This is a genomic window from Protofrankia sp. Cr2, assembly GCF_963555885.1.
In the GTDB taxonomy this organism is placed as follows: domain Bacteria; phylum Actinomycetota; class Actinomycetes; order Frankiales; family Frankiaceae; genus Protofrankia.
Map to the genome: position 1 here is coordinate 1 of NZ_CAUVXG010000018.1, position 20,270 is coordinate 20,270.

Annotated in this window: 22 protein-coding genes and 2 pseudogenes; 7 read left to right on the forward strand and 17 right to left on the reverse strand. The window is 67.5% G+C overall.

Going from position 1 to position 20,270, the window contains the following annotated elements; all coding sequences use genetic code 11:
- A pseudogene (locus U9978_RS10695) lies at positions 1 to 391 on the forward strand (AfsR/SARP family transcriptional regulator); the annotation flags it as partial.
- A gap of 22 nt (positions 392 to 413) precedes the next feature.
- Here the strand turns inward: U9978_RS10695 and U9978_RS10700 are convergent.
- Both U9978_RS10700 and U9978_RS10705 read right to left on the reverse strand, forming a co-directional pair.
- Complete coding sequence (locus U9978_RS10700; RefSeq protein WP_322760936.1) at positions 414 to 1,265, reverse strand: ABC transporter permease; 852 nt, start codon at positions 1,263 to 1,265, stop codon at positions 414 to 416.
- Positions 1,262 to 2,218: an ATP-binding cassette domain-containing protein gene (locus U9978_RS10705; RefSeq protein WP_322760937.1), complete on the reverse strand. Its 957-nt coding sequence runs from the start codon at positions 2,216 to 2,218 to the stop codon at positions 1,262 to 1,264. The genes U9978_RS10700 and U9978_RS10705 overlap by 4 nt, the downstream gene beginning before the upstream one ends.
- A gap of 482 nt (positions 2,219 to 2,700) precedes the next feature.
- On the opposite strand from U9978_RS10705, the gene U9978_RS10710 reads away from it, so the two are divergent.
- The 3 genes from U9978_RS10710 (at position 2,701) to U9978_RS10720 (ending at position 5,966) form a co-directional block, all read left to right on the forward strand.
- Complete coding sequence (locus tag U9978_RS10710; RefSeq protein WP_322760938.1) at positions 2,701 to 4,809, forward strand: hypothetical protein; 2,109 nt, start codon at positions 2,701 to 2,703, stop codon at positions 4,807 to 4,809.
- A gap of 208 nt (positions 4,810 to 5,017) precedes the next feature.
- Positions 5,018 to 5,233, forward strand: a complete 216-nt coding sequence (locus U9978_RS10715) for a hypothetical protein (RefSeq protein WP_322760939.1) — start codon at positions 5,018 to 5,020, stop codon at positions 5,231 to 5,233.
- Between the two features lie 289 nt (positions 5,234 to 5,522).
- Positions 5,523 to 5,966: a hypothetical protein gene (locus U9978_RS10720; protein WP_322761013.1), complete on the forward strand. Its 444-nt coding sequence runs from the start codon at positions 5,523 to 5,525 to the stop codon at positions 5,964 to 5,966.
- Here U9978_RS10720 and U9978_RS10725 read toward each other — a convergent pair.
- Positions 5,896 to 6,240: pseudogene (locus tag U9978_RS10725) on the reverse strand (transposase family protein); the annotation flags it as partial. The gene U9978_RS10720 and the pseudogene U9978_RS10725 overlap by 71 nt on opposite strands.
- An 18-nt stretch (positions 6,241 to 6,258) precedes the next feature.
- The gene (locus tag U9978_RS10730) at positions 6,259 to 6,399 is read right to left on the reverse strand and encodes a hypothetical protein (RefSeq protein ID WP_322760940.1); all 141 of its coding nucleotides are present in this window, start codon (positions 6,397 to 6,399) and stop codon (positions 6,259 to 6,261) included.
- A gap of 456 nt (positions 6,400 to 6,855) precedes the next feature.
- Here U9978_RS10730 and U9978_RS10735 point away from each other — a divergent pair, with 456 nt between their 5' ends.
- Positions 6,856 to 7,464, forward strand: coding sequence for a class IV adenylate cyclase (locus U9978_RS10735; protein WP_322760941.1), 609 nt, complete (start codon positions 6,856 to 6,858; stop codon positions 7,462 to 7,464).
- Here the strand turns inward: U9978_RS10735 and tmk (U9978_RS10740) are convergent.
- The 11 genes from tmk (U9978_RS10740) to U9978_RS10790 form a co-directional block, all read right to left on the reverse strand.
- On the reverse strand, positions 7,383 to 8,012 hold the full coding sequence (gene tmk / locus U9978_RS10740; protein WP_322760942.1) for a dTMP kinase: 630 nt from the start codon (positions 8,010 to 8,012) through the stop codon (positions 7,383 to 7,385). The two genes, U9978_RS10735 and tmk (U9978_RS10740), sit on opposite strands and share 82 nt — an antisense overlap.
- Positions 8,009 to 9,475, reverse strand: coding sequence for a B12-binding domain-containing radical SAM protein (locus tag U9978_RS10745; protein ID WP_322760943.1), 1,467 nt, complete (start codon positions 9,473 to 9,475; stop codon positions 8,009 to 8,011). The genes tmk (U9978_RS10740) and U9978_RS10745 overlap by 4 nt, the downstream gene beginning before the upstream one ends.
- Entirely contained in the window at positions 9,459 to 10,169 is a 711-nt protein-coding gene (locus tag U9978_RS10750) for a hypothetical protein (RefSeq protein WP_322760944.1), read from the reverse strand. Before U9978_RS10750 ends, U9978_RS10745 begins: the two co-directional genes overlap by 17 nt.
- Before the next feature lie 146 nt (positions 10,170 to 10,315).
- The gene (locus U9978_RS10755) at positions 10,316 to 10,957 is read right to left on the reverse strand and encodes an ATP-binding protein (protein ID WP_322760945.1); all 642 of its coding nucleotides are present in this window, start codon (positions 10,955 to 10,957) and stop codon (positions 10,316 to 10,318) included.
- Positions 10,954 to 11,331 carry a recombinase family protein gene (locus tag U9978_RS10760; protein ID WP_322760946.1) on the reverse strand — a complete coding sequence of 126 codons (378 nt, stop codon included), beginning with the start codon at positions 11,329 to 11,331 and terminating at the stop codon, positions 10,954 to 10,956. The genes U9978_RS10755 and U9978_RS10760 overlap by 4 nt, the downstream gene beginning before the upstream one ends.
- 145 nt (positions 11,332 to 11,476) lie before the next feature.
- The gene (gene tmk, locus U9978_RS10765; RefSeq protein WP_322760947.1) at positions 11,477 to 12,133 is read right to left on the reverse strand and encodes a dTMP kinase; all 657 of its coding nucleotides are present in this window, start codon (positions 12,131 to 12,133) and stop codon (positions 11,477 to 11,479) included.
- Positions 12,108 to 12,701 (reverse strand): 3'-5' exonuclease, encoded by a 594-nt coding sequence (locus U9978_RS10770; RefSeq protein WP_322760948.1) that lies wholly within the window; start codon positions 12,699 to 12,701, stop codon positions 12,108 to 12,110. Before U9978_RS10770 ends, tmk (U9978_RS10765) begins: the two co-directional genes overlap by 26 nt.
- Positions 12,698 to 13,852, reverse strand: coding sequence for a radical SAM protein (locus U9978_RS10775; RefSeq protein WP_322760949.1), 1,155 nt, complete (start codon positions 13,850 to 13,852; stop codon positions 12,698 to 12,700). The genes U9978_RS10770 and U9978_RS10775 overlap by 4 nt, the downstream gene beginning before the upstream one ends.
- A 134-nt stretch (positions 13,853 to 13,986) precedes the next feature.
- Positions 13,987 to 14,844 (reverse strand): helix-turn-helix transcriptional regulator, encoded by an 858-nt coding sequence (locus U9978_RS10780; protein WP_322760950.1) that lies wholly within the window; start codon positions 14,842 to 14,844, stop codon positions 13,987 to 13,989.
- 19 nt (positions 14,845 to 14,863) lie between these two features.
- A complete protein-coding gene (locus tag U9978_RS10785; protein WP_416210926.1) occupies positions 14,864 to 15,376 on the reverse strand; it encodes a DUF6879 family protein in 513 nt (170 codons plus the stop codon).
- A complete protein-coding gene (locus U9978_RS10790) occupies positions 15,373 to 15,588 on the reverse strand; it encodes a hypothetical protein (protein WP_322760952.1) in 216 nt (71 codons plus the stop codon). Before U9978_RS10790 ends, U9978_RS10785 begins: the two co-directional genes overlap by 4 nt.
- A gap of 426 nt (positions 15,589 to 16,014) precedes the next feature.
- Here U9978_RS10790 and U9978_RS10795 point away from each other — a divergent pair, with 426 nt between their 5' ends.
- Complete coding sequence (locus tag U9978_RS10795; protein WP_322760953.1) at positions 16,015 to 16,329, forward strand: hypothetical protein; 315 nt, start codon at positions 16,015 to 16,017, stop codon at positions 16,327 to 16,329.
- A 473-nt stretch (positions 16,330 to 16,802) separates the two neighbouring features.
- Positions 16,803 to 18,032 (forward strand): hypothetical protein, encoded by a 1,230-nt coding sequence (locus tag U9978_RS10800; RefSeq protein ID WP_322760954.1) that lies wholly within the window; start codon positions 16,803 to 16,805, stop codon positions 18,030 to 18,032.
- Positions 18,033 to 18,160: 128 nt separating this feature from the next.
- Here U9978_RS10800 and U9978_RS10805 read toward each other — a convergent pair whose 3' ends face one another.
- Together U9978_RS10805 and U9978_RS10810 are read right to left on the reverse strand one after the other, a co-directional pair.
- Positions 18,161 to 19,351: an acyl-CoA dehydrogenase family protein gene (locus tag U9978_RS10805; protein WP_322760955.1), complete on the reverse strand. Its 1,191-nt coding sequence runs from the start codon at positions 19,349 to 19,351 to the stop codon at positions 18,161 to 18,163.
- The coding region (locus U9978_RS10810) for a putative PEP-binding protein (protein WP_322760956.1) at positions 19,348 to 20,270 on the reverse strand (923 nt) is incomplete at its 5' end. The genes U9978_RS10805 and U9978_RS10810, both read right to left, overlap by 4 nt.

Genomic DNA, 20,270 nt, shown 5'->3' on the forward strand with positions numbered 1-20,270 from the left:
CGGCAGCTCGTTCGTCCTGGCGTCCGCGGCTGCGCTGCACGCCGCCGACGGCGACCTCGCCGGGGCCCGCACCCAGCTGCGCCGCGCCTACCCGTCGGCCGTCGGCACGAAGGACCTGCCGATCCTGGCCGCCGTCGGCGTGGTGGTGGCCGACGTCGCGGCGCGCGCGGGCGAGCCCGCCACCGCGGCGGAGATCCTCGGCGCGTGCGAGACGTTACGCGGCAGCGCGGACGCCACCTCGCTCGACGTCGCCGACCTGTCCGCGCGGCTGCGCGGCGAACTGGGTGCCGACTTCGCCTGCGCATACGGCCGTGGCCGGGCGATGGACCGCGCCGCGGCCGTCGCCCGGCTCGACCCGGACCTGCTCCCGACCGTGCTCCCGACCACCTGACGGGCCCGCGCTTCCCCGGGGACTAAGCGCGGCGGTTGTAGGCCCGCAGGGCGAGCGGCACGAACAGCGCCAGCAATGCCGCCATCCAGCCCAGCGTCCAGACCAGGTCCGAGGCGATCGGTCCGCCCAGCATCAGGCCGCGCACCGTACCGACCAGGTGCGAGATCGGGTTCACCTTGACCGGCGCCTGCAGCCAGCCGGGCATCGTCGAGACCCGGACGAAGGTGTTGCTGCCGAACGACAGCGGCAGCACCAGCATGAACATGATCCCCTGTACCGTACCGGGGGTACGCGCCACCATGCCGACCCACACCGAGATCCAGCAGAAGCACAGGGCGAACGCGATCGACAGCCCCAGCGCGGCCATCAGTGACAGCGGGTCGGTGGCGATACGGAAGCCGATGAGGTACCCGAAGCCCAGAAGAATGACACACAACAGCAGATAGCGCACGACATCGGCGAGGACCGCGCCGACCAGCGGAGCCGACCGGGTGATGGGCAGCGCCCGGAACCGGTCGAACACCCCCTTCTCGATGTCGGCGTTGAGGTTCTGCCCCAGCGCGATGCTGCCCATGGCGATGGACTGGCCGAGCATCCCCGGCAGCAGGAACTCAAGGTAGTCGTGCTGGGAGCCGCCGCCGATCGCGCCACCGAAAAGATAGACGAACAGCAACAGAAAGATCACGGGTTGCAGCGTCACGTCGACGAGCTGTTCAGGTGTCCGCATGGTCTTGATCAGATTCCGGCGCGCAAGCACCAGGGCATGGCGCAGCGCACGTTGCCGCTGCCGCTGCCGGTGGCGCGCGGCCGCGGCCGGGGGTCCGGGTACCAGTGCGGCGGGTGGCCGCCGCACTGCGGTGGTCGTGACCGTCATGCGGCCGACTCCTGTTCGGTTCTGGTGCGGCTGTTGGTGAGGGTGAAGAACACTTCGTCCAGGCTCGGCAGGTGCAGAGACAGTTCGGTGACGCGGATGCCGGCCAGCTGCAGCCGGGCGATCGCCTCCGGCAGTACCTCGTCGCTGTCGACGGCGACGGTCAGGCGGTCGCGGCCGTCGGGCTGCGGCGTTGACCCCGAGATGTCGGCGAGCAGCCGGCTCAACGCGTCGCGCTGGGCCGGGTCGGCCGGGCGGACGCTCAGGCGCTGGCCACCGAGCACCCGCTTGAGGCCGTCCGGGGTGTCGTGGGCGATCACCCGGCCGTGGTCGATGACGGTGATCTCATCGGCGAGCGCGTCGGCCTCCTGCAGGTACTGGGTGGTCAGCAGGACCGTCGAGCCGTCGTTGACCAGGCTGCGCACGACGTCCCACATCTCCTCCCGTTTCACCGGGTCCAGGCCGGTCGTCGGCTCGTCCAGGAAGATCACTGTTGGTCGGCCGACGAGCGACGCGGCGAGGTCGAGCCGGCGCCGCATGCCGCCGGAGTAGGTCTTGGCCAGCCGGCCGCCGGCCTCGACCAGGTCGAACCACTCCAGCAGCTCGCCCGCCCGCCGCCGGGCCGCCGCCGCTGGCAGGTCGAGCAGCTGGCCGATCATGACGAGGTTCTCGACGCCGGTCAGGTCCTCGTCGACGGAGGCGTACTGACCGGTCAGGCCGATGTGCATACGGACCTGCTGCGGGTTGCGCGCGACGTCGAAGCCGGCCACTGTGGCGTGCCCGGAGTCGGCGCGCAGCAGGGTGGCGAGGATGCGCACGGCGGTGGTCTTCCCGGCACCGTTGGGCCCCAGCACGCCGAGCACGGTGCCCTCACGCGCCGCCAGATCGATGCCGGCTAACGCGTGGGTGTCACCGAAGCGCTTAGTGATCTTTTCGGCATGGATGGCGAACGTCATACGCCAGATACTGCCGGGCGACGCTGGCATGGCGCGTACGCGCCGCTGGCACGTGTTGACGGCGGGGTGTGTTGACGGCGGCAGAAGGGACGCCGCCGGCGACCTACTCAGGTCCGCCGACAGGCGAGCCGTGGTCGCGGTTCCCTCGACCCGGGGATTCCACCGGGGTTTCACGGGGATTCGCTCGGTGGGAGTTTTCTCCAGGGACGGTGACCCGGTGTTCTCCCCGGGTCGGGCAGGCGACAGAAACCAGGGCTGGTGCATTCTGTCCGATAGGTTGTAGCGTGCTGTCCGTCACCTGGCTGGCCAGTCTCGCGAACCGTTTCATCGTATTCTTCTGGCATTCTTTCGAATAGTTCCACGAAACACCTGCCGGGACGGAACGGGACGGGACGACATCCCAAGTCCCGCCAGAAGTCCCGCCAGATATACCGCCACCGGTTCGCCAGCTGGTCATCCGCGTATCGAGCAGGAGGACTGACATGCCAGCGACCGAACCGAGTGAATCCATCGTCGTCGCATTACCGGTACCACGTGAACGGCACAATTTCCGCTGGCTGCTCGCAGCGAACCCGAACTATTTCGGGTCCGCGCCCGACCTCGGCTTCGAGGCCGTCGAGCAGAAGAAGGGCGACACGGCCTTCGAGGGGCTTTCCTGCGTGGCCTACCAGCAGCGCCGCGACCGCATCGAGGCGACCCTGCTGGTCAAACGGGCATCGGGCTACCGCGGCGGGCTGTGCACCGCCGGATCCTTCGAGTACGTACGGTTCTACATCGACTACGGCAGTGGCTGGTCGGACGCGGGGATGGCTGCCGTCAACGTCCACGACATCCCCGTTGGGCGGGACTGCCAGCGCGAGCCCACCCACCCGCTCAGCTATACCTGCGGCGTCGCCCACACCCCGTCCCGCGACTGGTGCGGACGTCCGGTGCTGCCGTTGGTGCGGGCGATCCTGTCGTGGGAGCTGCCCCCACCCCCGGGGCAGCCGGACTGGCAGCCGATCTGGGGCGACGTCCACGAGTGCCGGGTCCAGATCTCGCCACGCCGGTTCGTGTTCGGCGACATCGCCCATCACCTGCCGCCCGACCTGCTCACCCAGCTTCCCCTGCACGTCGTCGAGCAACCCCCGGTACCCGGCCCCGACCCCGACCCCGAGCCGCAGCAACCACTCGGGCTGGAGCTGCTCGCCCGGAGTTACCAACCCGACGACGTGCCGCCACACCGTTTCGCTTTCCCGGCATTGGCGGCGACGGCGTCCGCACCGTTCGCCGATCCGGGCACCCTGGCGGGCTCGGCGGTCGTCGCGAAAGCGGCCGGTGTCGACCTCGCCGCCGTGCTGAAGACGGTCGATGACGTCTCCGGCAACACCACCTACGAGCAGCTGGAGTGCCTCGGCCTCGACAGCGGGCTGTCGGCCCTGGTCGCCTCGTTCCGGGTCAACAAGTCCGCCGGCTACTCCGGCCCGCCATGCAGAGCCGGCAGCCAGGAGTACGTCGCGTTCTGGGCCGAGTGGGGTAAGGACTGCGGCTTCACCTATCTGGGAACGGTCGCGGTCAACGTCCACGACTATCCCGATGTCAGGGACGGCCTGTGCTATGCGGCCATCCTGCCCGTGGACCTGGGAGCGCTGCGGCGCGACTGCACCCATCCCATGATTGGACGGGTGCGCGCGGTGCTGTCGTGGGCGACCGCGCCGTCCACGACGGATCCCGATGCCGTGCCTGTATGGGGTAACCGGATCGACCGGCATGTGCAGGTCGAGCCCGGCCGGCCCTACGACGGCACGGCGCGCTTCACGATCGTGGGTGGGGTTGCCGCGAGTGATGTCGACCTGGTCAGTGGCCTGACCGTGCCGGGAGCCGTGCTCGGAACGTCGACCGTGCCGCTGCCGTCGGACTGCCCGTTCGCCGGCTGGGTCGAGTTGTACGGGCCGCCGGACCCGGCGCTGGTGGGTCACCAGTACCGCATCCGCGCAACCAATGTGGACAGCGGCGGCAGCATCCTGCTGACGACGCCGTTCTCCGTGGTAGACGGTAACGGCGCGCATGGGACTGTGACACCAGACCCGGTCAACGGTTGGGTGCCGTGGCCGTCCTGGCTGGTCAACACGACCGGGGTGCTGGGCGTGTCCGCACCCGGCGGTGACGACCGGTGGGACTTCACCCTGGAACTCGACACCCTCGGTAACGTCGTCGACACCGCTCGGGTGCAGTTGGACAACACCGTCAAGGGCGTCGCGCTGGCCACCGACACCGTGAACGCGGGCGACCTGGAGCTGTTCACCGCGGGCGCCTGCCGGCTGCCGCGCGGACCGCTGGGCGGCCGGTTCGTCGCCCGGGACCGACACTTCGAAGCCTGGTCGATCTCGGTGCTGGGCGGCCCGGGTGGGCCGATCCCGCTGACCCCGCTCACGGTCGGCATCACGGCCGGCACCCAGACGCCGTTCGTCGGGACATCGTTCACGCTGGACCTGTCCCGGCTCACCCCGTGCGGGTATGTCGTCCGCCTGACCATCGCCGACCGTGCGATCGTCAACAGCGTGACGACCGGACAGTATGTCGTGATCGACCGTGGCATCTGCCTGGAGTAGCTGGAGTAGCTGGAGTAGTGCACGGAGTGCTGACTGCTGACGGACGCCTACCGGTCGGGGACGGCAGCGCCACCTCAGGGCTTGTCGGTGTCGCCGGCGTCCACGACCAGCGTGGATGCCGGTGATCACCTGGAACAGACGAGTGGAAGGAAGACGCCAGGAGGCGCCGGTTTTCGGGTGGAAAATGTGTGTCAACCATCCACTCGTCATGGGTCGGTTCCCTGCGCTGCGCTGCCCGGTCCGCGGCGGTGACGGGCGGCTACCAGCCCAGGACAGCGGCGATCTGTTCACGGTGGTGGGCGGCGCCGCCGAGCTGACCCTGCGGAAGGCGTCCGAGCACCAGGCCTGGGCCACCGCCGCGGCTTCGACGAGCGGAGCGTCGACGTCAGAGGATGTCGCTTCCCGGGCGGTAGGTATTCGGTGATGCCGTGGGGCGGCTGGTTCCGCCCTGTCACGGGGCTGTAGGGGTGGATGCGGGGTGGTGGGGCGGTCCGTGAACAGCCTGGGTGTGGTTCGCGTGGCAGGGATGAGCCCGCTGGTGTGTCCTGGATGGGGTGCCGCCCACGCCTGTGCTCGATGACGTCGCCGATGTGGCGTACTGGCGTGAGCGTGCCGAGCGGGCCGAAGCGCAGCTGGCGGACGTGCGATCCCGCCTGACCGAGACCAGCCAGCGGACCATGGATCTCGCCGAACAGGTCGCGGTCCTGAGCCGGATGCTGTTCGGTCGCTCTTCGGAGAAGACCGGCCCGGCCCCGGACCGGCAGGAGACGGCGCACCCTGACGGTCAGGATGAGCGGGACAGTGCCAGCTCGGGCGCCGCCCCGGCCCGGCGTGGGCAGCGCCGGGGAAGCCCGGGCCACGGCCGGCGGGACTACTCCCATCTGGAGACCCGGGAGGAGATCCACGATGTGCCCGCCGCCGAGCGGACCTGCGCCGGGTGCGGGGCGGCGTTCGAACCGCTGGGGACCGAGGACAGCGAGCAGATCGACTGGCAGGTGACGATCATTGGCGATCGTGCACCGCAGGCTGCGGTACCGGCAGCGCTGCACCACCCCATTCGAGTGAGAAGAAGAACAAGCCACAAGCGGCGTCATATGCATCATGATAGGTGTTATACAGGCGTCGGTAGTCGGTGTGAAATATGCGCCACGACTTGAAGTGTGCGATGAGCTGCTCGATGGGTGCCCGAAGCGCAGAGATCTCGGTGTTGCATTTTTTGTCGTTCTTGCTGAGCTCACCGTCGCGTGGCGTTTTTTGTGGCGTGGCCATGCCGCTGCATCCTTGGTAGCCTTTGTCGCCGATTCCACTGCCAGAATGTTTGACGATCTCCGTGACGGGTGTATCGGCGAAAGCTTGAGCGTCATGAGTCTTGCCGGGCAGCGGGTCGGAGACGTAGACCGCATTCCCGTCGAGCACGCTCACCAGCTGTGCGTTGAACCCCGTGGTGCCCTATTTGCGGCTCCACAAGTCGGGCTGGTCGTCGTAGGACCAGCAGGGAGTGATGGTGCCGTCGACCAGGCACACCCGCCTGTTGACCATCTCGATGGCCTCCTCGACGTCTGGCACGAACTCCTCGAGGACGGCCTTCACGATGGGCACCAGCGTAGTGATAATTCACGAGACCGTGGCTTGGGAGATGCCTCGTAGATCGCCCAAAAATTCCTCGGTGGCATTCTGCCGTAGGTACATGCATGCGGTCTCGACCGCCCTGTACAGCCCGGACGCCTTCGGTCGGCCGGTTTTCTTGTTCCACGGCTCTTTCAAGGAGCTCCTAACGCGCGCGACAAGTTCCTGCATCTGCGTCAGCATCAAGCCGGTGGTGCGCTGGTATCGCAACGGTCTTTCCCTCGATTGGTATTGGCGATGTTCGACGACTGAACCAATACTAACGGGAAGGACCGTTGTCTGCGCGACACGCAGATCTTGATCGAACGTTGGTGAGATCGACTGCCCGGAGAAGCTCTCAATCAGGTTTTGAATAACGTTCCAGAGTCCCGGAGAGTCAGCTAAAATTGAGCCTACTGGTTCATCGACGGAAGGTTGCTGGTGCGCGAGGTTGAGGTTAAATATGAGGTGGCCGACCCTGCGACGCTGCTTGCGGCCCTGGGAGCGCGTGGCGTCAAGCTGGGAGAGCCGGTCTTTCAAGACGACCAGGCTTTCGCCCCGGTCGGCTGGTCCTTCGGGGACAGCCGGCTTGGCCTGCCATTCCTGCGCCTGCGTACCGTGAACGGCCGCCACTGGTTTACCTTCAAGCAGCCGGGCGCGAACGCTCAAGACTGTTTGGAATACGAAACCGAGGTGGTGGACCGGGAGCAGATGCATCAGGCGATTTTGCGCATGGGCTACTGGGCCACGGTGCGCATCGCAAAGTCCCGCCGTACCGGCCGGCATGGCGAAGTGTCGCTGTGCCTGGACGAAGTTGAAAACGTCGGCACCTTCTTGGAGCTGGAGCGGATGGTGGCAGCCGACCAGTCAACCGCCGGCGTTCAAGACGAGCTGGCCGCCTTCGTCTCGACCCTCGGGACCGAGGCCCGGCGTACAGCACTGACGTATGACTCGCTGGTACGGGCGGCTCAAGAAGGAGCGGCCGGTGTGCCTGTCAGCCGGGTAAGCACCGACGATGCCAGGACGGCGGCGACCTCTTCGCCCGTCTGATCCCCGATGTCGTGGACCAGGACGGCGTAGCCGCCGGCCTCCAGCTTGGCCGCGACGGCCCGGTAGCCCCCGGCTTCGGCTACGCCGGCTTCCGCCCCGCCGCGGTGGAAACGGCTGTAGAGGCCGCGTTGCTTAGCTCGTTCCCGCGAGCGGGTGGGGTCGCCGGCGAGGATGACGGTCAGATCGGGCCGGTCGGCTTGGGCAGCCAGTACCTCCAGGAACTCAGCCGGTACGCCGTCGAGACGTTGCAGCACGAGGGACGATGCCACGTAGCGGTCGCACACCACGACGGTGCCGGCGGCCAGGGCAGGCCGAATTTCGGTTTCGAGGTGCTGGTAGCGGTCGGCCGCCACCAGGCAGGCCAGGGCCAGGCCCCGGTAATCGTCGGTGCCGAAGCGGGTCAGGTTGCCGAGCGGTGTGGCGGTGGGCTCCTTGGTGGTGAGCACTGACAAGCCCCGGCCGATGAGCTGCCGGGCCAGGATGTGCGTAACGGTGGTCTTGCCGACGCCGCTGGGTCCGTCGATGGCCACGAAGAAGCCGCTACTCATCGTCGGCCGCTCAAACGCGCGTGTTGCTCGCGGGACAGCTCCACCAGGGCAGTCCGCACCTCGTCCACGCTGGCCTCCCCGAACTGGAGGTTGACGGAGAAGTTGAACTCGTCGCGGCCCCGCATGGCCTCATCCACCCCATCCTCGGTGAGGTCAACGGCGGTGTAGTCGAGCAGCTGCTTCGGCTCGTACTGGCCGGTCGACAGCAGCCGGTCCCACTCCGGGGTACCTGGGTACGGCCGAAACTCGAAGACGCTGGCCCGGAAGTTGCCAGGGTGAGCGTCCGCCACCTCCCACAGCTCCCGGACGTGCCCCATGGTGGCGGCCAGTTCCTCCCGGGTTTCGGTGGGGAAGCCCAGGATGAAGTAGCCCTTGACCGAGATGCCGCGCTCGGTCAGACGGCGGACAACGGCCCGGGTCATGTCCGGGGTGATGCGCTTACCCATGTACCCGAGCAGCCGCTCGCTGCCGGACTCGACCCCGAGGGCGACCTCGCGCAAGCCGTTGGCGGCAAGCCGATCAAGCAAGGCGTCGTCGGCCCGGTACAGGATGTTGATGCGCCCGGTGGCGTCCCAGACGTACCGGCCGCCGATCTGGTGCTCGGTGAAGGCGGCCATGCAGCGGCGGATGAACTGCTCGTAGCCGAGGAACAGATCATCCACGAAGCGGAAGGCGGTCACACCGTAGCCGGCGTGCAGCGCGTCCATCTCGGAGATGATGTTGCCAGGGGTGCGGGTGCGGATGGTTACGTCCGGGTTGGCGCTGACGGCGGCTCCGCAGAAAGAGCAGTCGTAGGGGCAGCCGCGGGCACCGACGAGGTTGGCCTCCAGGCGGCCGTCCGGGGCGCGGTAGGGGTCATCCGCCAGAAACCGCCGGTCCACAAACGGCAGCTCGTCGATATCCGGGGCGAGGTGGTGGCTGGTGCCAGGACGGCCCCCCGTAGCAGGCCGGTGGAGGATGGGATCAAGCCACATGACGCCGGGCAGCTCAGCCCGCGAGCGCTTGTCCCGTAGCAGCTCCACCACCCGCGTTTCGCCCTCGCCGAGCACCAGGGCTTCGAGCTGGTCAAAGCGCGGGTCAGTAATGACGGCCTCCGGCATGGCCTTCGCCTGGTGGCCGCCGACCATCACCATGATGCCCGGGTCCAGGCCGTCTGCAATCTGGGCGCTCATCTCGTAGGTGGGGGCCAGGAGGTTGAAGCCGGCCCAGCGCGGACCCCGACGGTTGACGAGCTGGTACGTCTCCTTCACCCCAAGCCCCAGAGCTTCGGCGTCGAGCACCCCGACGTTGAAGCCTTGCGCGGCGGCATAGGTGGCGATGTAGGCCATGCCGAGCACCGGCAACGTGAAGTCGTTGACGCGGGGCCGCAGGCTGTAATCGCGCAGCGGGGCGTTGATAAACAGGGCGTCGAGGGGCCGGTTTAAGTCGGCGCCAGCAACCAGCCCTTCATCCGATGTCTCCATGGCGTGATCCCCAAGCGAGGGTGAGAAGCGTCAGGGTGGAAAGGTGCTCGCCGGCTAGATGCCGCCACTGGGTGCCGAACACTCGTTCGTTGTGATACCAAAGGTGCGACGGGGCGGCCCGGTGTGCCCAGGTACGAACGGCCAGATCCGCGTAGGGGTAGAGGCCCCAATCATTGGTGAAGTCCGCAACGGCGGCCCCGGCCGTCCACGGACCGATGCGACGGACGCTTTGGAGTTCGTCGATGAGCGCGGGCCGTGGGAGGCTGGTCCACTGCATTCCGTTGCTGAGATAGGCGGTGGCGGCGGCCCGCAGCGGCATTCGCTTAAAGGCCAAGCCGAGTTCGTCAAATTGAGCGTCGGTAATATCCAGGACGGTTTCCGGCGCCGGAAACAGAGCGTAGGTGTCGCCGTCCGGCAGGGGCACGCTTTGCCCGTGGGCCGCGCACAACTCCCGGTAGAGCTTCTTCGACTGCCCGGCCCGGATGACCTGACGCAAAATGCCGGTGGCGAGCGCCTCCCACAGGGAGGGATTGCGGAAGCGTCCGACCTGGCCCAGATCCGCGAGCGCCGTCGCCAGCTCTGGGAGAGCCTTAGCCGCGCCATCTGGCAGAACGAAGTAATCCACCAGTGGTTGCGGGGTATTCCCGCTGAGTGAGGTAAGGGTGAGGTCGTCACCTTCGACGTCCGCCAACACCCGACTCCCGTCCGGTAGTGCAAAAACGCGGCGTGCCCCATTTTCTGTAGGGAGCCAGGCGGGATACTCGGTCATCCAGCAATCTGCGTGCGGCTGCATAACGAAAGACTCCGAAACGGGGCGGGAATGGGCACTAATCGGTCGGCCTAGTGTCTCATAGCGTCACCTCGGGGCAGACGGCTGTCCAGGGTGCGCAGGCCGTCCAGGACTCGCCGCAAAACCGCCATGTCGTCGAAGACATCAAGGGGAGCGGCGGGTCCGGCCTGAGCATGGCGACGTGGGAGCGGCGGAAACGATGCCTGGGATTTGGCGAGCGTCATCCGCCTCGGCAAGGGTGCTTCCATGAGGCACCAGGTAACCTTGCCCTGGCCGGTGGGCGACGGGTAGTAGGCGGTGCTTTTACTGAGGGCTTCGACGATATACAGCCCCCGCCCACCCTCGGCGTCTACGTTTTGTTCCTGGAGAACGGGCGGCTGATCGTCACGGTCCCAGACTTCGATTATCAAGCTGGTGACGGCCCAGCTCACGCGCAGCGCCACCCGCGAGGGGTGGTGATCCAGCCGGGCGGAGGCCCGGACGGCATTGGTCATAAGTTCGGATACCAACAGCTCGGCGGTGCCGGTGAGCGGGTCCAGGTCCCAGGTCCGCAGGGTTTCGGCCACGTGGCGACGCGCGAGGCCCGGGGCCGTCGTGACGGCGGCGAACTGGTGAACGCTGACCCGCAGATTGGCCGGAGGTTGCCGGGCGAAAGCCGGCGCGTGGATGTCCGGCGATACCGGCAAGCTCATGCCGACCTCGGCAGAGGAATAGCCGGCTGACGCTGGTGTGGCAGCTGCGGCGTACCGCCGCCGGTGATGGTCACCACCCGCGCCCCGAGGCCCTCGATCTCCACCTCAATGGCGCGGCGTATGGGTTGGAGGTTGGACAGGTGCTCCGGGGTGGGGACTACGATGAGGCTGTGTTCGACGCGCAAAACGGCGTCGAGCAACATCGTCAGGGCGGACCGCACGATGCGACCGGAAGGCATGTTGCGGTCGACGTAAATTTCCCCGATGGCCATGCCCTCGGCGCGGGCGAAGGCGGTGATGAGGTCATGCAGCCGTTCGACCTCGGTTTCGTCGTCGTCCTCCAGGCTGATGTAGCCGTAGGCGGTTTGGGGCATGGTGCTCCCTCCCTATGGGTGGTGGGGTGGTTACAGGACCGGCGGCGGGTATCCCGGTCGCCTCCGTGAAAGGGATCGCCATCCAGCGCCGCCGGTCCTGCGTTGGGGGCCGAGGTTGATCCTTCGTTGATATATTGACGGCACGCTAGGCCGGGGTTTCCGTGGCGGGTGTGGCGAAGAAGCTCATCAGTCGGTCCCGGATACCGGCGGCGACCCGTTCGGGTGGACGCTGGCTACAGTCGACGCGCAAAACATCGAAGCCGGCTTGGATCAGGCGGTCGGTAGCTTGCCGGTAAAAATAGGTTTCGGCGTGGCTGGAGCCCGGTGTGAGTTGGAAGCGGTTGTGAGCGCCCCGCTCAATCAGGCGGCGGCCGATAACCTCGGGGTCGGCTTCCAAGATGACGCACAGATCGGGGCGGTCGGCTTCGGCGTTCAGCGACCAGAGGAAAGCCGGGTCGATGCCGTCGAAGCGCTGCATGACGAGGCCGGAGGGGAGGTAACGGTCGGAGATAACGGTTTTCCCGGCTCCCAGGTGCGGCCGGATTTCGGTTTCCATGTGGTGGTAGCGGTCGGCGGCATAAAGGCAGGCCAGCGCGTGGCCGGTGACGGTCTCGGTCAGCTCGCGGGCCAGCGCCCCGATGGGTCCAGCCGAGGGTTCCGCGGTGAGGTGGATGTCCTGGCCTTCGGCCACGAGCAGCTGAGCCAGGTGGCGCACCAGGGTCGATTTTCCGGCACCGCTGGGTCCATCGACGCTGATGAACAGCCCCCGCTCGTGGTCAGAAAAGGGCCGCAGCTTGGTCATCGCCGCCTCCTGGTTTCGTGGTGCGAAGTTCGTCGAGGTTGCGGGGGCCGCCGTCCGGGTGCGAGGCCAGTACGACGAACAGCCGGGCCGTAACCAGGGCGTCGTAGGTGGCGCGGTGGGGCCGCAGCTCAGGCGGCAGACCCTTGGCCAGGTCAAAGGCGGCGACGAGCGCGCCCATGCGGTAGCTGGTCTGGTCGGGCCGCAGCCGGCGGGCCAGCTTCAAGGTGTCGAAGACTTCGCCCGGCTCCCAGTTCGTGAGCTTGCGCCGGAGCACACCGAGGTCGACGGAGGCGTGGTGGGCGACAAACACGCGGCCTTCGAGGGCGCTGCGCACCTCCTTTTCGACGTCGGTGAAGGTTGGCACTTCGGCCACCATCGCGTCCGAGATGCCGTGGATGCGCCGGGCGAAGCCGGTGATGGGACTGCCCGGCCGGACCAGCCACGTGACCGGCTCCCCGATGACGCCGTCGGTGATGGGGACGACGGCCAGCTCGATGATGTCGGGCGGCCGCTGGCCGTTGCCTTCCAGGTCAACCACTGCGTAACGAGTACTGGTCCAGTCGGTCACGATGCCCCTGCTTCCTGCCAGCCGATGTCAGCCCGACCATGTCGCCCGGCGTGGTGGGGATGGCGCACATCGTGGATCTGGAAGCCCAGCTGGTGTTGCAGGAAGTAGCGCGGTTGCTCATGCGGCAGGCTGGCGACGACGGCAGCCCGTTCGGTGATCTCAATGACCTCCATGCTCTCGGTATCCGGGACGCCGCCGGCGAGGGTGTGAATTTCCTCGGTCGAGGGCACGCGGTGGCCCCGGCGGCAGCGGTCGATCTGCCCCAGCGGGCAGATGTCGCACAGCTCGCGGACGCCGTAGTGGCCGTTGTAGTCGGCCAAGCCGTGGGCGTAGGACACGGCGCAACTCGTCTTGCGAAACAGCGGCCCGCGTCCGGCGATGGCGGCCAGCACCCGGCGTTCCAACGTTTCGGGGACAACCTTGCGCCGGGCGGTGGCGTCGTAGGGCTCGGGCAACTGGTGGTCGCGGTAGTAGGCGGCGATCTGGTCGCGGTAGAACAACCCGGTGAAAACGGTGGCGTCGGCGTGGGCGCTGAGCGCGGCGGCCTGGCGCAGGTGCTCATCCGAGTCGTTGATGCCGGGAACCAGCGGACGCCAATAGAAGACGGTGCGGTAGGGACGGGGATGCCGGGCCGTGGCCAGCTTGAGCGACGCGGCGGCCACCTCGGACGGGTAGGGCTCGATGCGCCGGTCGGTGATGCCGGAGTAGGTGAACAGCAACGTCACCTTGAGGTGCCGGAGCCGGTCCAGCCGTTCGCAGTCCCCGGCCTGCATCTGGTGCCGGGTGATGACAAGCACGTGGTTGGTCAGGCCGCGGACGTCCAGGTCCTCCAACACGGCGAAGGTGTGTGGCTTCACCGCTGGGAGGAACGGCTCGGTGGCCCGGTTCAGCAGCTGCAACGGCGTGACGCCGGGCCGGAAGTAGGGGTGGCCGACGAGCGTGGCCACGGCTTCGGCATCGGTCATCACGGCGAGGGGCTGGCGTTGGTCCCACAGCCCGTAGGTGTGGCGGATGCAGTAGGCGCAGTCCAGCGGGCAGCCCTGGATGTGGTTGAGGCTCAGGCCGCTCTTGCGGTACTCCACAACCTCGCGCGCCTGTGGGGGAAGTTGCCTGATCTGCCCGCGCGATAGCAGCGGGACGAGGGTGCTCACCCTGTGTCCTCCAGGACCCCGGTTGGGTATGGCGGTAACTGGCCTGGGTCGGAGCGTAAAGGCTTGGAACGGGCATGACCAGAATGATTCTCCGAATTTCTCGCACATTTCTGGCCGGCGTATGAGCCGCGAAACTACAAGCCATCCTCGGCGGGTTCGCTGGTCTCTGCCGCAAGGTCATCTAGGACGCGGGTGATGATGGCCCGCGCGACGCCGCCGTAGCTGGCGACGGCGGCCAACTGGTCGAAGATGCCGCCGTAAAACTCGATCTCCTGGGGCTGAGCCAGGTTGAGTTCGGCGGAGAAGGTCTCGACCATGACCCGCTCGTGATCCAGCAGCCAGAAGCCGTGGGTGGGAGCGACGACGTACCGGGTGTCGAAGCCGATGACCCCCAGCCGGACATTGCGCAGCGCCGAGAGCGACACCAGACGATCTAGCTGGGCCATCATCACGTCCGTGGCACACAGGCGGTAGCGCAGGGTGGCCTCGGTCAGCACGAAATGGAACCGTTTGTCCGAACGGTACAACATCTCCTGGCGCTGGACGCGGGCACGCACCGCGTCGTCGATGTCGTTGGGCACCTTGAAGACCGTGATGCTCTGGGCAAACCGGGCGCGTGCGTACTCGGCGGTTTGCAGCAGGCCGGGGACGAAGGTGGGCTCAAACACCCGGAACAGCCGGGTCTTCTCGTCAAGTTGGGTCAGCTCATCCTGGTGCGGACGCAGGCCCGGGGCGAGCTGGCGCCGCCACTCAGCATGTTGCAGCTCCAGGGTGTGGAGGGAGGCAAGCAGTCCTTCTGCCTCGCCCCCGGCATCCGTAACCCTCGTCCAGGTGTAGACGTCCTCGTCGGTAGGGGTCTGGCGACCGTTTTCGAGTTTGGAGATCTTCGACGCCGGCCAAGATGCGGCGTCCGCGAGCTGCCGGCCGGTCAAGCCGGCTGACGTGCGCAGCTCGCGGAGCCGCATCCCCAAGGAACGGCGCGCCTCCTGCACGCTGGTGGTGCCGGTCCTACTAGTCGGTGGCAAAGTCATCCCGTCGGACGGCGCGGTGCCAGGCGGCATCGCGCCAGTAGCTATGACGAACCACGCTGGCCGGGTCCTCGATGATCTCGCCGCAGCGGAACGTCGTGTCGTCCTCGAAGTGCATCCGCACGAGGGTGCGGGAGTCGAACAGCCAGTAGTCGTAGTCAGGCAGATCCGCTGCCTGGTCGCGGGCGAGGTAACGGATGTCCTCGCCGGCGGCGTTGGTATGTTGGGAACAAAATACCCCAAACATGCTGTAATCGGTCAGCGGAAGGCTAACGACCCGCACACGGGCGAACCGTCGCCCCTCGGCGGCGGCCCCGCGGATCAGGCCCAGCCAGTTCTGGAACCAGCCGAGGTCAACCTCCTCCCCGGCCACGAACTGCTGCAACGCCCTGGTCTCGTTCGGGGAGTAGTAGTAGTCCATCGTCTCCAGGCGGAAGGCGGTGTGCTCGAAACTGCGGAACAGCTGGGCCAGTTCCGCACCGGGAATCAGGCTCAGTGGTCCACCTCCGGGCGCTCGTTCGCCGCGAAGCGCAGCAGGGCCTTGGGGATCTCCACGAAGGTCTCCCCGTCCAACACGTCTTTGAGGTCGGCCAGCGCCTCCGGGTCCGCCACCGTCCACCCCTGGATGACATAGGTATCACGATCCGTAGCGTAGAGCGTGGGGCAGTGACCCTCTTGGGAGTCGGTACCAAGAAGCGTTAGGCGCATAAAATCATCCTCCGAGAAGATGCGCGAAAGGTTCCGACACAATCTTGACCAGGAGGCCACGGCGGGTCAAGGGAGGCACTGCCGCGAATTGCGGGCATGCAAGATCGGCTCCTCGAGACAAGTACAGACAAGTTGCACCAGCCCCGCCTGGACCTGCTTCGGGCCGCGTGGCGCGTGCTGGTGGTGGCTTGCTTGGTCATCGACACGGCGCATGGTGTCGTCATCGGCCGGAAACGTCACCGTCCGCGACGGCTGCCCGCCGTCCGCCCACATGGTCAACTGCGTGGTTCGGGCCATGATCCCCCCTTGGCCCGACGATGGGGCGCGGCCCGGTAAACCCGCGAACCCGGAATGCTTTAGGGCTGCCGGTATGTCATCCGGGCCGGGGACGCCCATCCCCAGCTACGCATCTGGCGGGACCAGTGGGTGGCGCGGATCGCGGACCTGTACGTCGCCCACCGAGGGCTCACCGCCGCCACGGTCGGCGGCACCGGGCACACCCAGGCCTGCCAGGCGTTCGACCAGGCCGTGGCCGCCACCGCCACCGCCGAACGCAACGGCCGCGAGCCCCTGGCCTACCTGACCGGGTATCTCCAGGCGTGCGCCACCGCGGGCGGGAAGGCCCCCGAGGGTGAGGCGCTGCAACGGTTCCTACCCTGGGTCATCGACCCCGGGGACACCACCGGTAGCCACGGCCATGATTCTCCAGCGATCATCCAGTCCGGTCCGTCACCGTCATAACCCCGATCCCCCCACCGATCCCGTTACCCGGCCGTCACCACCGGTCGGGCGCTTGGCATGCCCTCCCACGGCATCACCGAATACTTACCCCGGGCGAAAACATATGTCAACCTCATGTTCGTGCGGAACCCGAAAAATATATGAGATCATCATTTATCAACCTGTGAATCGGGTGAGTTGCGTCCGGCTTTGCATAACCCGCTAGGAATGGGCGTGTCACGGTCGGTGCTGTTCAACCCCCGGGTTTTCCGGTAGAAGTCTCCTGGCATCGTTGCCGATCGGAATATGGTTGGAGTGGCGCACGGTCATTCATTCATTTGAGGCCGGAGTTGAAACCTGCCGGGTTGCCGTCGGGATTTCCCTCGATGCGTCATTTTTCTCCGCCGTGCCCGGATCCGGCGCGACCTGCTTTCGTCCCCGATGGAGCGTGGGATCCGACGGTGGTCCCACCCGGAAGAATTCAGGAGATTCTCATGCGACGTACAGGACCCATCTTCAGAATGGGGATGCTCGCGGCCGGTTCCGGCGGGCTTCTGTTCGCTCTCGGTGCGACGGCCCTGCCCGCCCAGGCGGCCCCGGCGGCGGTCATGACACCGCCGGGGGCCACCGTCAGCCTGCCGCCGGTCCAGGCCGCAGCGGCGACCGCACAGGCGGCATCGACGCCGATCCGGGTCCGGTGCGACACCCAGGATCTGATCGATGCGATCAACACGGCGAACTCCACCCCCGCGACGCACGACACGCTGATCTTGGCCAAGCGTTGCACCTATGCTCTGACAACTGATGTTTTCAGCGGTTTCGGTGGCCCGAACGGGCTGCCGCCCGTCACGAGCCCCATCACCATCACAGGCAATGACACCCGTATCGCCCGTGTGTCGACAGCGCCTCGGTTCCGCATCCTTGAGGTCGACGCGGGGGGTGCCCTCGTGCTCGACCATCTGACGATCAGCGGGGGAGACCGCACGGGAGTCAACGCGTTCATCAACCGCGGTGGTGGCATTTTCAACACCGGTGGCACCGTGGCGCTCCTGTACAGTGCCGTCACCGACAACGATGCGACATTCGGCGGTGGCATCGACAATTTCCGTGGCACCGTGACGCTTCGGTCGAGTAAGGTCACCAAAAACACCGCGACGTTTTCCGGCGGCGGTATCGACAACGCGGGTAATGTGGGTGCTGCGGATCTGAAGGTTGAATCAAGCGTCATCAGAGGAAACAGCGCCGGCGATGGCGGCGGCGGCATCGCAAACTTCTTCTCTTCGACTACCACCACACTGCGCGACAGCATTGTGGTTCGTAATGCGGCCGGTGCTGGGTCCGTTTTCGCGGGCGGCGGTATCGGGAACTTTTTCGGGGCGTCGGTGACACTGCGGGACAGTGAAGTGACCGGCAATACCTCAGCCCGTCGTGGTGGCGGCATCTCCAACGAGAACGCCAGCACCCTCACGCTGCGGTACAGCGACGTGGAGGATAACACCGCCACCGGTACGGGCGCTCAGGGTGGCGGTATCGCCAACATCGGTGCCGGAAGCACGGTACAGCTCTTCGGCAGCGACGTGGAGGACAACGCTGCCACCGTCGCCCCGGGGGGAATCTTCAACAGCGTCGGCACGGTGACGCTCGCCCGCGGCAGTGACGTCAGGGACAACCGCCCGACCAACTGCACTCCAAGCGCTCCTCCGGTGGCAGGATGCCACAACTGATCTGTCCCGACCCCGGCGCACCACAGGTGGTGTGCGCCGGAGCGTCACTAGAAGAGGGGGTCCGAGCGTTGCGAGGCATGGGCCGGTTCCCTGTCCTGCGCTGCCCGGTCCGCGGCGGTGACGGGCGGCTACCAGCCCAGGACGGCGGCGATCTGTTCACGGTGGTGGGCGGCGCCGCCGAGTAGCACGGCGTCGGCGCGGGCGCGGCGGAAGTACAGGTGGGCGTCGTGTTCCCAGGTGAAGCCGATTCCGCCGTGCAGCTGGACGGTTTCCGCGCTGACCCTGCGGAAGGCGTCCGAGCACCATGCCTGGGCCACCGCCGCGGCTTCGGTGAACGCGGGCGTGTCCGCGGCGATGAGCGCACGGTCCACGGCGGATCGTGACATCTCCACGAGGACGAGCAGGTCCGCGCACAGATGTTTGACGGCCTGGAACCCGCCGATGGGACGGCCGAACTGCCGGCGTTCCTTCACATAGGCGACGGTCATGTCCAGGCATGCCTGCGCGCCACCGAGTTGCTCGGCGGCGAGCACCACACCCGCGGTGTCGAGCGCGGGGCCGACTGTTGCGGCCGCGGTTGCGCCGTGGGTGAGCCGGGTCGCGACCGCCTCGGTGAAGGTGATCCGGGCCTGCGCCCGGGTGAGGTCGAGGGTGTCCAGGCGGGTGACGTCCACCCCGGGCTCGTCGGTGTCGACGAGGAAGAGATCGGGCCCGCCGCCTGGCTGCGGCACGGCCGCGACGACGAGGCTGCGAGCGCCGGGGCCGTCCAGGACGAAGGGCGCGACCCCGTCGAGGGTCACCCGCGCGGACGTGTCGGCCCCGCTCCCGTTCTGAAACGTCACCTGGAGGCGGTCGGGACGCCAGCGCCCGTCGGTGTCGGTGACGGCGAGCGCGGCCACATCCCCGGCCGCGACCCGCGCGAGTGCGGTGGCCGCGGCGGATCCGCCCGGCCCGGCCGGGGTAGTGCCGGCCGCGAGGGTGCCGGCCAGCACCTGGCCGGCCAGCACCGTTGAGGACAGGAAGGGGACGCACATCAGGTGAGCGCCTAGCACCTCGGCGACGGTGACGAGCTCGGCGAGGTCGCCTGCGCCGCCCGCCTCCACCGGCAGGCCCAGACATGCCAGGCCGATCTCGCGGCCCAGGATTTCCCAGGCGTGTTCGTCGAAGCCTGGCCCGTCCTCCCCTAGGCCGCGGGCCAGGGCCGGACCCCCGAGTTCGAGGCATGCCTGCGCGACGGTGTCCCGCAGGCTTGCGAGCTCCTCACGCCGGTCGTCGGAACCGGTGGCCGTTGCGGTGGTTGCGCGGGTGTCGACGGTCATGGCGTGCGCTCCGGACTGATCATAGTGGCCTGGGCTGCCTGGGCTGCCTGGGCTGCCTGGGCTGCCGCGAGCCGGGCGACGGGCACCCGTTGTGGCGAGCACGAGACGTAGTCGAGTCCCAGGGGCTCAAGGGTGGCGATTGACGCCGGGTCGCCACCGTGCTCCCCGCATATTCCGATCTTGATGTCGGGGCGGACCGCCCGGGCCCGCCGGGTGGCGAGCGCGAGCAGTTCGCCTACGCCGTCCGCGTCGAGCTCGGCGAACGGGCTTGCCGGTAGCAGGCCGCGTTCCACATAGCCGGACAGCAACCGGCTCTCGACGTCGTCCCGGGAGAAGCCGTAGGTGAGCTGGGTGAGGTCGTTGGTACCGAAGGACAGGAACTCCGCGTGCACCGCCAGCTGGCCGGCCAGCAGCGCGGCCCGCGGCGTCTCCACCATCGTGCCGATGCGGTACGCGACGGTGACACCGGTGCGCCGAGCGACCTCATTGGCGACGTCAGAGACCGCGGCGGCGGCCAGGGCCAGTTCCCGCGGTATCGAGACGAGCGGGATCATCACCTCAAGGATCGGGTGGACGCCTTCGGCGGCGACGTCGATCCAGGCGGAGAACAGGGCGTCGACCTGAGCCGGGTAGAGCCCGGGGTGCAGGAGGGCGAGCCGTACACCGCGCACGCCGAGCATGGGATTGGCCTCGCGCAGTTGCCCGGCGCGGGCGGCCTGCCGGTCGTCGTCATAGTCACCGTCGTGGGGAAGGAACTCGTGCATCGGCGCGTCCAGGAGACGCACCGTCACCGGACGATCCCCCACCGCGCGCAGCAGGTCGCGGAAGTCCTCGCGCTGAGCGTCGGCCAGGGCCGCGAGCGCCTTGCGTTCGTCCTCGGCATCCTCGGCGAGGATCACCCGGCGGACCAGCGGCAGTC

What these genes read in the sequence shown, in the direction of transcription:
- U9978_RS10745 (WP_322760943.1), bottom strand. Translation starts at nt 9,475, where the DNA reads ATGGAGACATCGGATGAAGGGCTGGTTGCTGGCGCCGACTTAAACCGG.
- U9978_RS10790 (WP_322760952.1), bottom strand. Translation starts at nt 15,588, where the DNA reads ATGCGCCTAACGCTTCTTGGTACCGACTCCCAAGAGGGTCACTGCCCC.
- U9978_RS10800 (WP_322760954.1), top strand. Translation starts at nt 16,803, where the DNA reads ATGCGACGTACAGGACCCATCTTCAGAATGGGGATGCTCGCGGCCGGT.
- U9978_RS10700 (WP_322760936.1), bottom strand. Translation starts at nt 1,265, where the DNA reads ATGACGGTCACGACCACCGCAGTGCGGCGGCCACCCGCCGCACTGGTA.
- U9978_RS10715 (WP_322760939.1), top strand. Translation starts at nt 5,018, where the DNA reads ATGGGTCGGTTCCCTGCGCTGCGCTGCCCGGTCCGCGGCGGTGACGGG.
- U9978_RS10720 (WP_322761013.1), top strand. Translation starts at nt 5,523, where the DNA reads ATGCTGTTCGGTCGCTCTTCGGAGAAGACCGGCCCGGCCCCGGACCGG.
- U9978_RS10705 (WP_322760937.1), bottom strand. Translation starts at nt 2,218, where the DNA reads ATGACGTTCGCCATCCATGCCGAAAAGATCACTAAGCGCTTCGGTGAC.
- tmk (WP_322760947.1), bottom strand. Translation starts at nt 12,133, where the DNA reads ATGACCAAGCTGCGGCCCTTTTCTGACCACGAGCGGGGGCTGTTCATC.
- tmk (WP_322760942.1), bottom strand. Translation starts at nt 8,012, where the DNA reads ATGAGTAGCGGCTTCTTCGTGGCCATCGACGGACCCAGCGGCGTCGGC.
- U9978_RS10805 (WP_322760955.1), bottom strand. Translation starts at nt 19,351, where the DNA reads ATGACCGTCGACACCCGCGCAACCACCGCAACGGCCACCGGTTCCGAC.
- U9978_RS10760 (WP_322760946.1), bottom strand. Translation starts at nt 11,331, where the DNA reads ATGCCCCAAACCGCCTACGGCTACATCAGCCTGGAGGACGACGACGAA.
- U9978_RS10755 (WP_322760945.1), bottom strand. Translation starts at nt 10,957, where the DNA reads ATGAGCTTGCCGGTATCGCCGGACATCCACGCGCCGGCTTTCGCCCGG.
- U9978_RS10710 (WP_322760938.1), top strand. Translation starts at nt 2,701, where the DNA reads ATGCCAGCGACCGAACCGAGTGAATCCATCGTCGTCGCATTACCGGTA.